This window comes from Clavibacter michiganensis subsp. tessellarius (assembly GCF_021922985.1).
In the GTDB taxonomy this organism is placed as follows: Bacteria; Actinomycetota; Actinomycetes; order Actinomycetales; family Microbacteriaceae; genus Clavibacter; species Clavibacter tessellarius.
The window spans coordinates 389,039-402,732 of the sequence record NZ_CP040788.1; the positions used below are offsets into that span (position 1 = coordinate 389,039).

General features: G+C 74.5%; 16 protein-coding genes. 6 read left to right on the forward strand and 10 right to left on the reverse strand.

What is annotated here, in order from left to right:
• Positions 1 to 106: 106 nt before the first annotated feature.
• The gene (locus tag FGG90_RS01760; RefSeq protein WP_012037866.1) at positions 107 to 280 is read left to right on the forward strand and encodes a DUF3117 domain-containing protein; all 174 of its coding nucleotides are present in this window, start codon (positions 107 to 109) and stop codon (positions 278 to 280) included.
• 126 nt (positions 281 to 406) lie between these two features.
• Here the strand turns inward: FGG90_RS01760 and FGG90_RS01765 are convergent, their stop codons facing one another.
• A complete protein-coding gene (locus FGG90_RS01765; protein WP_094131000.1) occupies positions 407 to 1,039 on the reverse strand; it encodes an O-methyltransferase in 633 nt (210 codons plus the stop codon).
• 164 nt (positions 1,040 to 1,203) lie between these two features.
• On the opposite strand from FGG90_RS01765, the gene FGG90_RS01770 reads away from it, so the two are divergent.
• Complete coding sequence (locus FGG90_RS01770; RefSeq protein ID WP_053775682.1) at positions 1,204 to 1,578, forward strand: Sec-independent protein translocase family protein; 375 nt, start codon at positions 1,204 to 1,206, stop codon at positions 1,576 to 1,578.
• Positions 1,579 to 1,647: 69 nt separating this feature from the next.
• Here the strand turns inward: FGG90_RS01770 and FGG90_RS01775 are convergent, their stop codons facing one another.
• Positions 1,648 to 2,565 carry a LysR family transcriptional regulator gene (locus FGG90_RS01775; protein WP_094130998.1) on the reverse strand — a complete coding sequence of 306 codons (918 nt, stop codon included), beginning with the start codon at positions 2,563 to 2,565 and terminating at the stop codon, positions 1,648 to 1,650.
• Positions 2,566 to 2,680: 115 nt separating this feature from the next.
• Between FGG90_RS01775 and FGG90_RS16110 the strand changes: the two genes are divergently transcribed.
• Entirely contained in the window at positions 2,681 to 2,803 is a 123-nt protein-coding gene (locus FGG90_RS16110) for a hypothetical protein (RefSeq protein WP_272930229.1), read from the forward strand.
• A 110-nt stretch (positions 2,804 to 2,913) separates the two neighbouring features.
• Here the strand turns inward: FGG90_RS16110 and FGG90_RS01780 are convergent, their stop codons facing one another.
• From FGG90_RS01780 to FGG90_RS01790, 3 genes are read right to left on the reverse strand one after another with little or no spacing between them, the layout of a single operon-like run.
• On the reverse strand, positions 2,914 to 4,089 hold the full coding sequence (locus FGG90_RS01780; protein ID WP_094130996.1) for an Mrp/NBP35 family ATP-binding protein: 1,176 nt from the start codon (positions 4,087 to 4,089) through the stop codon (positions 2,914 to 2,916).
• On the reverse strand, positions 4,079 to 4,648 hold the full coding sequence (locus tag FGG90_RS01785) for a DUF1003 domain-containing protein (RefSeq protein ID WP_094130994.1): 570 nt from the start codon (positions 4,646 to 4,648) through the stop codon (positions 4,079 to 4,081). The genes FGG90_RS01780 and FGG90_RS01785 overlap by 11 nt, the downstream gene beginning before the upstream one ends.
• Entirely contained in the window at positions 4,632 to 5,978 is a 1,347-nt protein-coding gene (locus FGG90_RS01790; RefSeq protein WP_094130992.1) for a magnesium transporter MgtE N-terminal domain-containing protein, read from the reverse strand. Before FGG90_RS01790 ends, FGG90_RS01785 begins: the two co-directional genes overlap by 17 nt.
• A 58-nt stretch (positions 5,979 to 6,036) precedes the next feature.
• Between FGG90_RS01790 and FGG90_RS01795 the strand changes: the two genes are divergently transcribed.
• Positions 6,037 to 6,711 (forward strand): YflT domain-containing protein, encoded by a 675-nt coding sequence (locus FGG90_RS01795; RefSeq protein WP_094130990.1) that lies wholly within the window; start codon positions 6,037 to 6,039, stop codon positions 6,709 to 6,711.
• A 24-nt stretch (positions 6,712 to 6,735) separates the two neighbouring features.
• Here FGG90_RS01795 and FGG90_RS01800 read toward each other — a convergent pair whose 3' ends face one another.
• Positions 6,736 to 8,358, reverse strand: coding sequence for an aminopeptidase P family protein (locus FGG90_RS01800; RefSeq protein ID WP_210433076.1), 1,623 nt, complete (start codon positions 8,356 to 8,358; stop codon positions 6,736 to 6,738).
• Positions 8,359 to 8,425: 67 nt separating this feature from the next.
• Positions 8,426 to 9,451, reverse strand: a complete 1,026-nt coding sequence (locus FGG90_RS01805; RefSeq protein ID WP_094130988.1) for an endonuclease/exonuclease/phosphatase family protein — start codon at positions 9,449 to 9,451, stop codon at positions 8,426 to 8,428.
• 91 nt (positions 9,452 to 9,542) lie between these two features.
• Between FGG90_RS01805 and FGG90_RS01810 the strand changes: the two genes are divergently transcribed.
• A complete protein-coding gene (locus tag FGG90_RS01810) occupies positions 9,543 to 10,418 on the forward strand; it encodes a PHP domain-containing protein (protein WP_094130986.1) in 876 nt (291 codons plus the stop codon).
• A 140-nt stretch (positions 10,419 to 10,558) separates the two neighbouring features.
• On the opposite strand, the gene FGG90_RS01815 is transcribed toward FGG90_RS01810, so the two are convergent.
• Positions 10,559 to 12,076, reverse strand: coding sequence for a DEAD/DEAH box helicase (locus FGG90_RS01815; protein WP_094130984.1), 1,518 nt, complete (start codon positions 12,074 to 12,076; stop codon positions 10,559 to 10,561).
• Positions 12,077 to 12,225: 149 nt separating this feature from the next.
• Between FGG90_RS01815 and FGG90_RS01820 the strand changes: the two genes are divergently transcribed.
• Positions 12,226 to 12,945, forward strand: coding sequence for a ferritin-like fold-containing protein (locus FGG90_RS01820; RefSeq protein ID WP_237583554.1), 720 nt, complete (start codon positions 12,226 to 12,228; stop codon positions 12,943 to 12,945).
• A gap of 84 nt (positions 12,946 to 13,029) precedes the next feature.
• On the opposite strand, the gene FGG90_RS01825 is transcribed toward FGG90_RS01820, so the two are convergent.
• Entirely contained in the window at positions 13,030 to 13,317 is a 288-nt protein-coding gene (locus FGG90_RS01825) for a hypothetical protein (protein ID WP_094130980.1), read from the reverse strand.
• 13 nt (positions 13,318 to 13,330) lie between these two features.
• A complete protein-coding gene (locus FGG90_RS01830) occupies positions 13,331 to 13,555 on the reverse strand; it encodes a DUF3107 domain-containing protein (protein WP_094130978.1) in 225 nt (74 codons plus the stop codon).
• Positions 13,556 to 13,694: the final 139 nt, after the last annotated feature.

Sequence of the window (13,694 nt, forward strand, 5' to 3'; positions counted from 1 at the left end):
CTCCACCGACGCGGAGGGACTCGCGGGGCCTAGCACGACGCCCCGCGTTCATGCGGGGGCCTGTGCATACGGGATAATGGAGCCACATCCACGAAAGGGGAGCCGAATGGCAGCCATGAAGCCCAGGACCGGCGACGGACCGATGGAGGCCGTGAAGGAGGGCCGGCTCATCATCGTGCGCGTGCCCTTGGAGGGTGGCGGCCGTCTGGTCGTCTCCGTCAACGACGCCGAAGCGAAGGAGCTTCACGACGCCCTCGCCGCGGTCACCAGCGCGAGCTAGTCGGAACGCGCATCACGCGACACCGCCCGCCCCGTCGACGACGGGGCGGGCGGTGTCGTCTGCGCCGGGTGCCTCCGGGGATCCGCAGCGCGGAGGCCCGCGGACGCGGGACGGACGAGCCGGCGGTCAGCGTCCGGTCTTGGCGATCTGGAGCAGGCCGTCGCCCGCCGGGGACAGCGACGCGACCACGGCGCCGGATCCCGCCGTCTCCTGCACCAGGGTGCGGAAGGCCGCCGTCTGCGCGTCCCGGGCCGCGGGGTTCTGCACGCGGCCGCGCCACAGCGCGTGCGGGACGAGGACGAGGCCGCCCGTGCGCGCGAGGCGCAGGCCATGCTCGACGTACTCGATGACCTGGGCCGGATCCGCGTCCACCAGCACGAGGTCGTAGCTGGCGTCGCTCATGCGCGGCAGCACGTCGAGCGCGCGACCCGTGATGAGGCGCACGCGATTGGCGGGCACCTCGGCGTCGGCGAGGATCTCGCGCGCGGCCTGCTGGTGGTCGAACTCGACGTCGATGCTCGTGAGGATCGCGCGCGGCGCCCCGCGGAAGACGCAGAGCCCGGAGACGCCGGCGCCCGTGCCGATCTCGATGACGCTCGTGGCGCGCGTGGCCGCGGCGAGGAGCGAGATCTGCGCGCCGACGGCGGGGGAGACGGCCTCGATGCCCAGCTCGCGGGAGTGCTGGCGCGCGAGGGCGATGTGCTCGTCCTCCACGACGACGTCCTCGGCGAACTTCCATCCGGTCTCCTTGTCGGACACGCGGCACCTCCTCTTCCGGGTCCCCAGGGTATCGGCCCGGCGGTCGCCCTCCCGACCGGCGGGCGGGTGCCCGCGCCTGTCCGCGCAGCCCCCGCGGCGACCCGGCCGCTGACGTTCGCCTGCGCGCGGGCGGGAATGCGGCGTCGACCGACTAGCCTGTGATCATGTTCGGCCTGACGTTCGAGAAGCTGATGCTCATCGGCATCATCGCCGTGTTCCTGCTCGGCCCCGAGCGGCTGCCGGTCTACACGCAGAAGCTCGCCGACCTCGTGAAGGCGGCCAGGCGCATGGCCACGGGCGCGCGCGAGCGCATGCGCGACGAGCTCGGCCCGGAGTTCGACGAGGTCGACTGGAAGAAGCTCGACCCGCGCCAGTACGACCCGCGCCGCATCATCAAGGAGGCGCTGTTCGAGGACGAGCCCGTGGTCACGAAGCCGCGCGTCCCCGTCGAGACCACCGTCGCCCGCCGCCAGCGGCTCGAGCGGGAGGCCGCCGCGGCATCCGCGCAGCCGGCGCCGTTCGACGCCGAGGCCACCTGACCCGCGTCCCCCCCCCCCCGCACGGTCGCGGTGTCCGCTGCCACCCGCTGACCGGCATGGCCCGCACGCTCACCCTCCGCCGCTGACCCGCGCGTCCACCGCCCGCGCCTCCTCCCGGAGCGCGTCCACCACCGCCCGCACCGACGGTCGCTCCGCCCGGTCGGGGCGCAGCAGCACGTGCAGGTGGCGCTTCGACGCGACGCCCGTGAGCCGCTTCACGACCACGCCGTCGTGCTGCCCGGCCGTGTAGCGGGGGAGGAGCGCGATGCCGTGGCCCGCGGCCACGAGCGACTCCGTGATGCGGGTGTCGCTGAACCGCTGCACCACGCGCGCCGGCGCGCCCACCGCCTGCTCGATGTCGAGGAGGATCCGGTCGAACGGCAGCCCCTGCGGCACGCCGATCCACGGCTCGCCGGCGAGGTCCGACGGACCGACGGAGGCGCGCCCCGCGAGGCGGTGGTCGGACGGCATCGCCACGTCGAGCGGCTCCACCATCAGGGGCACGATCACGAGGCCCAGGCCCCGCCACGTGCCGGCGCCCGCGAGGGAGTGCGCGATGACCACGTCGAAGTCGCCCGTGAGGTCGGCGAAGGCCGCCGAGGTCGGATCCCGGTCGCTGGCGCGCAGCGTGAGGTCGGGGATCCCCGCGACGCGATCGAGCAGTCCCGGCAGGAGCATCTGCGCGGCCGTCGGGAACGTGGCGAGCGTGACCTCGCCGGAGGGCTGGTGCCGGAAGTCCTCCCAGAGGGCCTCGGCACGGGCCACCGCGACGGCGATGTCGGTCGCGGTGCGCGCGAGCGCGCGGCCGGCGTCGGTGAGCACGACGCCCCGGCCGGAGCGCTCGGTGAGCGGCACGCCCGCCTCGCGCTCGAGCACCTTCAGCTGCTGCGACACGGCCGACGGCGTGCGTCCGGCCGCCCGTGCGACGGCCCCCACGCTGCCGCGGTCGGCGAGCTCGCGGAGCAGTTCGAGGCGTCGAATGTCCATGAAGGCAGGCTACACAGTAAAGCAAGGACTATGAGCTTGTCCTGAACGGTCGCGGATGGTCCCATGGAGGTGCGGCGGAATGCGCCGCCGTCCGTCTTCCCGCAGGAGCTCCACCATGATCGTCTTCCTCATCGCCGTCGCCGCCCTCTCCGTCTCCGCCATCGCCGGCACCGTCGTCGTCACCGCCCGCGACGGCTACCGCGCCGTGCCGACGCGCACGCACCGCAGCCACGTGTAGTCGGATCCCGACGCACGAACCAGGAGGACGGCAGCCCGCGGGCTGCCGTCCTCCTCGCACGTCCGGGGCCGTCAGCGTCGAGGGACGACCGGGCGACGGTCTCGGAGCTCCTAGGAGACGGACAGGCCGAGACGGCGGCCCGCGAGGCCGCGGCCGCGGGAGGCGAGGTGGTCCGCCACCTCCTGGATCCGCTGGGCCGCCGGATCGGCCGGCGCCGCGAGGACGACGGGGGCGCCCGCGTCGCCGCCCGTGCGGAGGGCGAGGCTGAGCGGCACGCTCGCGAGGAGCGGGACGGGCGCGTCCTGGCCGATGGACAGCCGGCGGGCGACCTCGTCGCCGCCGCCCGACCCGAAGAGCTCCAGCACGGATCCGTCCGGCTGCACGAACCCGGCCATGTTCTCGACGACGCCGACCACGCGCTGCCCCGTCTGCCGCGCGACGAGCCCGCTGCGCTCGGCGACGTCCGCGGCCGCGGGCTGCGGCGTCGTGACGACGAGCACCTCGGCGTGGGGGAGCAGCTGCCCCACGGTGATGGCGACGTCGCCCGTGCCGGGCGGGAGGTCGAGCAGCAGCACGTCGAGGTCGCCGAAGAACACGTCGGTGAGGAACTGCTGGATGGTGCGGTGCAGCATCGGCCCGCGCCAGGAGACGGCGGTGCCGCCGGCGGCGTCGGGGTCGAGGAACATGCCGATGGAGATGACCTTCACGCCGTGCGCGACGGGCGGCAGGATCATGTCGCCGACGCGCGTGGGCTGGGCGGTGCGGCCGTCGGCGTCGACGAGGCCGAGGATGCCCGGGATGGAGAACCCGTGCACGTCGGCGTCGACGAGGCCCACCGCGAGGCCCTTCGCCGCCAACGCGACCGCCAGGTTAGCCGTGAGCGTGGACTTGCCGACGCCGCCCTTGCCGCTCGTGACCGCGTAGACGCGCGTGAGGCTGTCGGGCCCGAAGGGGATGCCGCGCTGGGCGGCCGGACCGCGCAGCCGTTCGGTGAGCGCGCGTCGACGCTCGGGGCTCATCACGCCGACCGTGAGCTCGATCCGCGCGACGCCCGGCACGGCGGTGACGGCCTCGCGGACGTCGCGCTCGATGGAGGTCGCGGCCGGGCAGCCGACGATGGTCAGCGCGATGTCGACGTGCGCGACGCCGTCGCCCTCGACGCGCACGTCGGAGACCATGTCGAGCTCGGTGATGGGGCGGCGGATCTCGGGATCCACGACCCGGCCGAGCGCGCGCCGGACGTCGTCGGCGGTCGCCGGAGGGGCGCCGGGCGCGTCAGCGGCCATGCGTCCTGCGGCTGCCGGGTCCGCCGGCCCCGGCGGTGCCCTCGGCCTCGTCGGCCTCGGGGTCGTCGCGGCGGTCGAGCTCCTCGAGGAGCTGGCGGAGCTCCGCGCGGATGAAGTCCTTCGACGCGACGTCCTTCATCTGCAGGCGGAGCGACACGACCTCGCGGGCGAGGTACTCGACGTCCGCCACGTTGCGCTCGGCGCGCTGGCGGTCCTGCTCGATCTGCACCCGGTCGCGGTCGTCCTGGCGGTTCTGCGCGAGCAGGATGAGCGGCGCCGCGTACGAGGCCTGGAGCGACAGGATCAGCGTGAGCGCCGTGAAGCCGAGCGCCGCCGAGTCGAAGCGCGCGGACTCCGGGCCGTACGTGTTGTAGCCGATCCACGCGACGCAGAACGCGGTGAGCCCCACGAGGAACCAGGGCGTGCCCATGCCGCGCGCGATGGACTCGGTGAAGCGGCCGAACCGGTCGCTGCTGCCGCGCGTGCGCAGCGGGAGGACGGTGGTGCGGAGGCCCTTGGGGGCGTCCAGGCGGATGTCGCGGTTACTCTGCCGTGCCACGGGGGATCCTCCGTCCTCGTACGGGTCCTGCGATGGGGATGGCGGCCGTGGCCGTGCCGTGGAACCGGGCGGTCGCGCGCTTGCGCGTCTCGCGTTCGGCGTCGGCGCTGCGCCAGTCGTCCGGCAGCAGGTGGTCGAGCACGTCGTCGATGGTGACCACGCCGACCAGGCGGTGGTTCTCGTCCACCACGGGAACGGAGACGAGGTTGTAGCTCGCCATGATCCGGGAGACCTCGGCCGCGCTCGTGTCGGCGCGCACGGGTTCCAGGCCCTGGTCGAGGAGCGTGCCGAGGCGCTCGTGCGGCGGGTAGCGCAGCATCCGCTGGAAGTGCACCATGCCGAGGAACCGGCCGGTCGGCGGCTCGTACGGCGGCAGCGTGACGCACACGGCGGCGCCGAGAGTGGGCGCGAGCTCGTGGCGGCGGATGAGCGCGAGGCCCTCCGCGACGGTCGCGTCGCCCGAGACGATGACCGGGTCCGTGGTCATGAGGCCGCCCGCGGTGTCCGGCGCGTAGCTGAGGAGCATGCGCACGTCGTCCGCCTCCTCCGGCTGCATCAGCTCGAGGAGGGCCTCGCCGCGCTCCTCGGAGAGCTGCGCGATGAGGTCCGCCGCGTCGTCCGGCTGCATCTGGTCGAGGACGTCGGCCGCGCGGTCGTCGTCGAGGGTCGCCATGATCTCGACCTGCTGCGACTCCGGCATCTCCTCGAGCACGTCCGCGAGGCGGGCGTCGGGCAGCTCCTCCGCGACCTCCAGGCGCCGCGCCTGGGGGAGGTCGAGGAGGGTGTTGGCGAGGTCGGCCGGGAGCAGGTCGGAGTAGGCGGCCAGGAACTGCGAGGCGGACTGGGCGACGCCCTCGTCCTGCAGCTCGGCGACCTCCTCCCATCCGGCGAAGAGGGTGGCGCCCTTGGCGAAGGGCGAGGGGCTCGTGCGGGGACGGCGGCAGAACAGCTGCGCGACCTCCCACTCGGCCTGGCGGGACTCCTCGATGGCGACGTCCTCGATGACGGCGGTGCCGGATCCGTCGCGCATGCTCACGCGGCGGCCGAGGATCTCGGCGATGACGCGCACCTCGCCCCCGCGCTGCTCGAAGCGGCGCAGGTTGATGAGCCCCGTGGTGATGATCTGCCCGGAGCCGATGCTCGTGACGCGCCCGATGGAGAGGAACACGCGCCGCTTGCCCGGCACCTCGACGATGAGGCCCACGACGCGCGGCGGATCGTCCTTGCGGTAGACGACGAGCACGTCGCGCACGCGGCCGACGCGGTCGCCTGCGGGGTCGAACACGCTGCACCCGGCGAGCCGGGCGACGAAGACTCGGGAGGCGCTCACGAGGCCAATCTAGTCGGTCGCCCTGCACCCTCCCGGCCCCCCGTGGAACACTGGACGGGTGACCTCCCCACTGATCGGACGCACCCCCCGCGCGCGCATGCCCCAGCTCCCGAAGGGCGAGCCCGTGGCCACCTACGACACCTACGACGAGGCCCAGAAGGCCGTCGTCGCGCTCGCCGAGGCCGACTTCCCGGTCACGCAGGTGAGCATCGTCGGCAACGAGCTCACGAGCGTCGAGCGCGTCACCGGCAAGCTCACCTACGCGCGGGCCGCGGCGGCCGGCGGCGCGAGCGGCGCGTGGCTCGGCCTCTTCCTCGGCCTCGTCACGTTCCTCTTCTCGCCCGTCCCCAACGTGTCGTCGGTCATCGGCGCGATCATCATCGGCCTCGGGTTCGGCGCCATCTTCGGCATCGTCAGCTACAGCATCACCCGCCGCCGCCGGGACTTCACCTCGGTCATGCAGGTCATCGCGACGAGCTACTCCGTGGTGGTCGAGCCAGACTCGCTGCACCGGGCACGGAACGTGCTGGGCCTCGGCGCCCCGACCACCTCGGTGTACGGCGAGCCGGTCGTGACCGCCCCGACGCCCGCGGACGCGCCTCCCGCGTCGCGTCCGGCCGGCCCCTACGGGGAGCGCGTGCCGGGACAGGGCGGATCCGACGCCCCGGAGCCGACCGCGCCGCCCACGTCGACCGACCGGCCCGTGGGGGAGCAGGGCGCGCAGGGCGCCTGACGCGCCCTCCCCGCGCGGGGCGCGCTAGGCGCGGCCCGCCATCCACGCCTCGACCTCGTCGGCCGTGCGCGGGATCCCCGCGGACAGGTTCTCGGCGCCGTCGCGCGTGACGAGGATGTCGTCCTCGATGCGCACGCCGATGCCGCGGAAGCGCTCCGGCACCGTGAGGTCGTCGGGCTGGAAGTACAGCCCCGGCTCGATCGTGAAGACCATGCCGGCCTCGACGATCCCGTCGATGTACATGTCGCGGCGGGCCTGCGCGCAGTCGTGCACGTCGAGCCCGAGGTGGTGGCTCGTGCCGTGCACCATGTAGCGGCGGTGGTGCTGGTTGTCCGCCTCGAGGGCCTCCTCCGCCGTGACGGGCAGCATGCCCCAGTCGGCGACCCTGCGCGCGATGACCTGCATCGCGGCGGCGTGCACCTCGCGGAAGCGGATGCCCGGGCGCACGATCGCGAGCGCCGCGTCCGCCGCCTCGCGCACGGCCTCGTAGACCTCGCGCTGCACGTCGGTGAAGGTGCCGGAGACGGGCAGGGTGCGGGTGATGTCGGCCGTGTAGTAGCTGTCGAGCTCCACGCCGGCGTCGACGAGGATCAGGTCGCCGGGCACGACGCGGCCGTCGTTGCGGGTCCAGTGCAGGATGCAGGCGTGCGGGCCGGACGCCGCGATGGTGTCGTAGCCGACCGCGTTGCCGTCGGCCCGGGCGCGCGCGTTGAACACGCCCTCGACGACGCGCTCGCCGCGCGCGTGGGCGAGCACGGCGGGCATGTCGGCGATGACGTCGGAGAAGCCGCGCCCCGTCGCGTCGACGGCCTCGCGCATCTGGCGGATCTCGTACGCGTCCTTGACGAGGCGGAGCTCCGAGGCGTCGCGGGCGAGGAGCGCGTCGCCGTCGTCCTCCGCGTCGCCGTCGCCGGCCGCTGCCCGGGCGGCGTCGACGCGCGAGGCGATCACGGCGTCGGCCTCGCGGACCACGCGGACGGCGCCCGCCGCGGCGATGGCGTCGTCGACGTCCGCGAGGGGCGCGGTGGCGAGGCCGAGGTCGGCCGCGACCTGGCGGAGCGACGGACGCGGGCCGATCCAGAACTCGCCGATCTCGGCGTTCGCGTAGAACTCGTCGCTGTCGCGGCCGGCGCGCTCGCGGAAGTAGAGGGTCGCCTCGTGCGCGGAGCCGTCGGCGGATGAGCCCTCGGCGACGGGCTCGAGGACGAGCACGGCGCCGGGCTCGCTGTCGGCGCCCCAGCCCGTGAGGTGGGCGAAGGCCGAGTGGGCGCGGAACGGGTAGTCGGTGTCGTTGCTGCGCTGCTTCAGGCGGCCCGCGGGGATCACGAGGCGCGTGCCCACGTGGAGCGCGGAGAGGCGGCGGCGGCGGTCGGCGGCGAACGGCGCCTGCTCGCGGGCGGGCGGGTCGACCTCCTCGCGGTCGGCCCAGTTCGTCGAGACGAAGTCGCTGAAGGCGGTGCTCGCGGGGGTGGTGCTGCGGTTGGAGGTGGCGCGGGGGACGGGGGCGGCCCCGGATCCGGTGGCCGGCGCGCCCGCGGGCGCGGTGACGGCCGGGGCCGGCGTCTCGGTCGTCGCGAGCGTCGCGGCCGGGTCGGCGGCGATGTCGGCGGGGGCGGTCTCGGACGCGGTGTCGGTGTTCTCGGCCATCCGTCGATCATCCCACCTGCTCCGGGCGGCGTCGCGGCCGGACGGGACGGGGGAGCGGCGCGCGGGATCAGCGCAGCGGGGTCAGCTGGGCGATGATCGGGCGGTGGTCGCTGCCGGCGCCGTCGCGGTCCTCGACGACGCGGAAGCCCGTGACCTCCCACCCTGGCGTGGCCATGACGTGGTCGATGGGCGTGCCGAGGAGGGCGGGGATCCCGGTCGGCCAGGTGCCGACGGCACCGTTGCCGGACGCGCGCGCCGCGTCGACGCACTGGCCGAGGTCGGTGACCTGGTCGCGTTCGGTGGGCGTGCCGCCGTAGCGGCTCATGTGGTCCAGCGTCGCGTTGAAGTCGCCCGCGATGATCACGTTGCCCTCGTCGCAGCGCTGGCCGAGCCAGGCGAGGTCGGCGCGCCAGTTGTCCATCTGCTCGGGGATGGGGGAGACGGGGTGCACGGCCATGATCACGGGCCCCTTCCCGTCGACCGGCTCCATGATGACCGTGGGCAGCACGCTCGTGGTGCCGCGCGACTCGTCGAGCCGGTAGTCGCCGTAGGCCGCGCTGATGAGGATGGTGGTGGAGCGCGCCGCCGCCACGTCGTCGAAGGCGACGGTCCGGACCCACATGGGGCGGCCGGCGTCGCGCATCATGACGGCGATCTCCGCGCCGGTCTCCTCGCGCGTCTCCGGCAGCGTGATGACGTCGGCGCCGGACTCGATGGCGAGGTCGGCCACCGCGCGGGCGCCGGTCGCGCCGCCGAGGGTGTTCCAGGACAGGACCGTGACGTCGGCGTCCTGCGGGGCGGCGAACGCCGTGTCACCCGCGCCGCGCGTCGCGAGGACCGCGCTGTTCGCCCCGATGAAGAGCGCGAGCAGCAGCGCGAGGCTCCCGAGGAGGCGCCGGCCCGGCCGGATCGCCAGGCAGAGGACGAGGACCACGACGAGCACCGCGGCCGCCGCGGCGACGAGCCCGCCGCGGATGGCGACGGCGTGGGCCACGAGGTACGTCTGCTCGAGGCCGAGGAGCTGGGGCCATGTGATGACGAGGAGGCCGGCGGCCGTGACGAGGATGACAGCTGCTCCGACGACCCGACCCATGACGCGTTCCACACTATGGCGGCTCTCTGGGAGAGCGCCGCCGCGGGGCCCCGCGGCGGGGAGCGGCCGGTGCGGCGGATAGGATCGCAGGATGCCGGACGAGCAGCCGGGTCCCATCGACCTGCACACGCACAGCTCCGTCTCCGACGGCACCGAGGCGCCCGCCGAGCTCGTCGCGCAGGCCGCGCGGCAGGGCCTGTCGGCCGTGGCCCTCACCGACCACGACTCCACCGCGGGCTGGGCCGAGGCGTCCGCCGCGGCGCTCGCCCACGGGATCACGCTCGTGCCCGGCATGGAGATGAGCACGCAGCTCGAGTACGCGAGCGTGCACGTCCTCGCCTACCTCTTCGATCCCGAGGACGCGGACCTCGCCGCCATGACCGCGCGCGTCCGCGGGGAGCGCATGACGCGCGCCGAGGCGATGGTCGGCCGCATCGCCAAGGACTACGCGCTCACGTGGGACGACGTGCTCGCGCAGACGACGCCGGGCAGCACCATCGGCCGGCCGCACATCGCCGACGCGCTCGTCGCGCGCGGGCACGTGGCCACGCGCACGGCCGCGTTCGAGAGCATCCTGCACTGGCAGGGCGGCTACTACCGGCCCCACTACGCGCCCGACCCGATCCTCGGCGTCGAGCTCATCACCGCGGCCGGCGGCCTCGCGGTCCTCGCGCACCCGGGCGCCCGCGGCCCCGAGCGCGTGCTCTCGGACTCGCGGATGACCGCGCTCGTCGCCGCCGGCCTCTTCGGCGTCGAGGTGCGGCACCGCGACAACCCGCCCGCGTCGCGCGTGCGGCTCACGGAGCTCGCCGAGCGGTTCGGGCTCGAGGTCACGGGATCCAGCGACTACCACGGCGCGGGGAAGCCCAACCGGCTGGCCGAGAACTCCACGGAGCCGGCGGTGCTCGCGCGCATCGTCGAGCGCGCGACGGGGTGGGCGCCGGTCGTGCCCGTGCCCGCGGCCTGACGCGGCGGGAGCCGCGGGCGACCGGATGGTGGTCGCCCCGACGCCGACCGCGCCCGACGACGCCGTCGGCGGAGGACGCGAGAGAGGGGCCGCATCCGGTGGATGCGGCCCCTCTCGTCGTGCGATGCGCTGCGCGGCTCCTAGGCCGTGGCGGTGGGGCGGTCGCCGCCGCTGCGCCGGCGGCGGTTGCGCGAGCGCGGGCGCGTCTCGCCGTCGGGACGCGGGGCGTCGTGGCCGCCGGCGGTGTCGGGCTGCTCGCTGCCGATGACCGCGGTCGCCTCGGCGGGGGTCGACGAGGAGGAGGAGCCGCTGCGCGAGCGCGAGCGTCCGCCCTCGCGCTCGCCGCCGCGCCCGCCGGAGCGGTCGTTGCCGCGGCTGCCGTCGCGTCCGCCGTCTCGCCCGCCGGAGCGGCCGCCGTCGGAGCCGCGGCTGCCGGGACGCTCGCGCGGGGTGCCGTCCGGGTTGACCGTGGGCGTCGCGCGGAGGCGGCCCTTGGACCCGGCCGGGATGTCGAGGTCGGTGAAGAGGTGCGGCGACGACGAGTACGTCTCGGTGGGCTCGGGCTGGCCGAACTCGAGGGCGCGGTTGATGAGCGCCCACTTGTGCAGGTCGTCCCAGTCGACGAACGTGACCGCGATGCCGGTCTTGCCCGCGCGGCCCGTGCGGCCGACGCGGTGCAGGTACGCCTTGTCGTCCTCGGGGATCGTGTGGTTGATCACGTGGGTGACGTCGAGCACGTCGATGCCGCGCGCGGCGACGTCGGTCGCGATGAGGATGTCCTTCTTGCCCGCCTTGAACGCGGCCATGGCCCGCTCGCGCTGCTCCTGGTTGAGGTCGCCGTGCACGGCGGCGGCGTTGAAGCCGCGGTCGTTGAGCTCCTCGACGAGGCGGGCGGCGGCGCGCTTGGTGCGCGTGAAGATCACGGTCTTGCCGCGGCCCTCGGCCTGCAGGATGCGGCCGATGACCTCGTCCTTGTCCATGTTGTGCGCGCGGTAGACGAGGTGGCGGATGTTCGCCTGCGTGAGGCCCTCGTCCGGGTCGGTGGCGCGGATGTGGATCGGCTTCGTCATGAAGCGGCGGGCGAGCGCGACGATCGGGCCCGGCATGGTGGCCGAGAACAGCATCGTGTGGCGCACGGCCGGCGTCTGCGCGAAGAGCTTCTCGATGTCGGAGAGGAAGCCGAGGTCGAGCATCTTGTCGGCCTCGTCGAGCACCATCTCGCGCACGCCCTGGAGCGAGAGCAGGCGCTGGCCCACGAGGTCGAGGAGGCGGCCCGGGGTGCCGACGACGATCTGCGCGCCGGCCTTGAGCTGCTCGATCTGCCCCTCGTACGCCTTGCCGCCGTAGATGGAGACGACGGTGGTGGCGCGGTTCGCGGTGGCGAGCTGGAGGTCCTCGGTGACCTGCACGGCGAGCTCGCGCGTCGGCACGACCACGAGGGCCTGCACGCCGGGCTCGGGGGTGAGGCCGAGCCGCTGGATGAGCGGGAGGCCGAAGCCGAAGGTCTTGCCGGTGCCCGTCTTGGCCTGGCCGATGATGTCCTGGCCGGACAGCGCCAGGGGGATGGTCTGCTCCTGGATGGGGAAGGGTTCGAGGATCCCGTGGTCGGCGAGCGCCTGGACCATGTCCTCGTCGATGTTCAGTTCGGTGAAAGTCACGTTGTGCCCTGTCTAGCGGTGCGGTCCACGCCCGGTCTGCTTCTCTGCGGGCGCGATGGGGCCCTTCCGTTGAGGGACCACCGGCGAGTTTAGCGGGCGGGGGCCCGGACGCCGCCTCCCGCGCCCTTTACACTGGCCACGTGCTCAAGATGTTCGGACGCCGGTCGACGACGATCGAGGCGCCCCGGGTCAGGTCCCGCGGCGAGTCGAAGCGCCGCGCCGCGTCGCCGACCGTGAGCGTCGACGACTTCTCGCCCGACACCCTCCGCTTCCTCGGCGCCGCCGCGTACCTGCAGCTCACCGTCTTCGAGACGCTGTCGCGGGCCGTGACCGAGGCGCCCGACCTCGCCGGCAAGGAGGCCGTCTCGACGGCCGCCGGCATCGCGCTCGGCAAGCACCAGGCGCTCGCCGCGGAGATCAAGCGGCTGGGCGGCGAGCCGAGCGTCGTGATGGAGCCGCACCGCGCGGCCTTCGACCGCTTCGTCGGCGTCGTCGCGGGCGCCGACTGGTACGAGAGCCTCATCTCCTCCTACGTCACCACCGGGCTGCTCGACGACTTCTTCGTGCGCCTCGCCTCCGCCCTCCCCTCCGACCAGCGCCAGCGCGTCGTCGTGCTGCTCTCCTCGGGCGTCGGGCAGCAGGGCATCGTCGACGCGGTGCGCGCGGGCATCCGCCGCGACCCCCGCCTCGCGTCGCGGCTCGCGATGTGGGGCCGCCGTCTCGTGGGCGACACGCTGCTCGTGGCGGGTACCGCCATGCGGGCGTCCCTCGCGGATCCGGCCGACGCGCGCGTGCACCTCGAGCCCGTGTTCGCCGGCATCATCACGGCGCACACCCGGCGCATGGACGCGCTCGGGCTCACCGCCTGACGCGCCGCGGTCCTCGACGACCGCCCGGACGCGACGACGCCCGGCCCCTCGGGGGACCGGGCGTCTGGTCGTGCGGGGCTCGGGTCAGCCGCCGATGGCGGCCAGGGCGCGCGCGTCCGCGGCGGACCGGCGCCGCCCCAGGACGAGGTCGACGCCCGCGGCGGCCAGGGCCGAGACGCCGAGCGTGGCGATCCAGATGACGCCCTGGTCCCAGCGGAGGCCCGCCCAGGTGAGCGCGACCCAGGCGGCCATCGCGGCGACCGTGCCGACCGCGGGCACCAGGAGCGCGCCGTGCGTGCCGCGGTGCGGCAGCGCGTACCGGGCGACGAGGCCGATGAGGGCGCCGAACAGCGCGACGAAGAGGAGCTCCACGGTCGGAGGCGGGCTAGCGGACGAAGCCGATGCGCGGGGCGTCCGCGCTGCCGAGCTCGACGTAGGCGAGGTGCGCGGTGACGGCGAGGTGCGTCGCGCCCTTCTCGTCGGTGAAGGAGAGGAACGGCGCGGAGTCGCGGACGGCCGCGGCGACGGTCTCCTGGACCTCCTCGGGCGTCTGCTTGGTGCTGAAGGAGAGCTCGCGGGCGGTGTTGACGAGGCCGATACGGATTTCCACGGGAGGTGCCTTTCGATGCGTCGGATGCGACGGTGCTCCCTCAGGCTAGGGCACCCGGATGCGCGACCCCGCGGCGTTCACTGAGGGCGGACGGGGCGCCGCGTCCGGCCCGTCGGGCGGCCGCCCGTCCGCGGATCCG

What these genes read in the sequence shown, in the direction of transcription:
- FGG90_RS16110 (WP_272930229.1), top strand. Translation starts at nt 2,681, where the DNA reads ATGATCGTCTTCCTCATCGCCGTCGCCGCCCTCTCCGTCTCCGCCATC.
- FGG90_RS01780 (WP_094130996.1), bottom strand. Translation starts at nt 4,089, where the DNA reads ATGGCCGCTGACGCGCCCGGCGCCCCTCCGGCGACCGCCGACGACGTC.
- FGG90_RS01770 (WP_053775682.1), top strand. Translation starts at nt 1,204, where the DNA reads ATGTTCGGCCTGACGTTCGAGAAGCTGATGCTCATCGGCATCATCGCC.
- FGG90_RS01820 (WP_237583554.1), top strand. Translation starts at nt 12,226, where the DNA reads ATGTTCGGACGCCGGTCGACGACGATCGAGGCGCCCCGGGTCAGGTCC.
- FGG90_RS01760 (WP_012037866.1), top strand. Translation starts at nt 107, where the DNA reads ATGGCAGCCATGAAGCCCAGGACCGGCGACGGACCGATGGAGGCCGTG.
- FGG90_RS01800 (WP_210433076.1), bottom strand. Translation starts at nt 8,358, where the DNA reads ATGGCCGAGAACACCGACACCGCGTCCGAGACCGCCCCCGCCGACATC.
- FGG90_RS01775 (WP_094130998.1), bottom strand. Translation starts at nt 2,565, where the DNA reads ATGGACATTCGACGCCTCGAACTGCTCCGCGAGCTCGCCGACCGCGGC.
- FGG90_RS01810 (WP_094130986.1), top strand. Translation starts at nt 9,543, where the DNA reads ATGCCGGACGAGCAGCCGGGTCCCATCGACCTGCACACGCACAGCTCC.
- FGG90_RS01805 (WP_094130988.1), bottom strand. Translation starts at nt 9,451, where the DNA reads ATGGGTCGGGTCGTCGGAGCAGCTGTCATCCTCGTCACGGCCGCCGGC.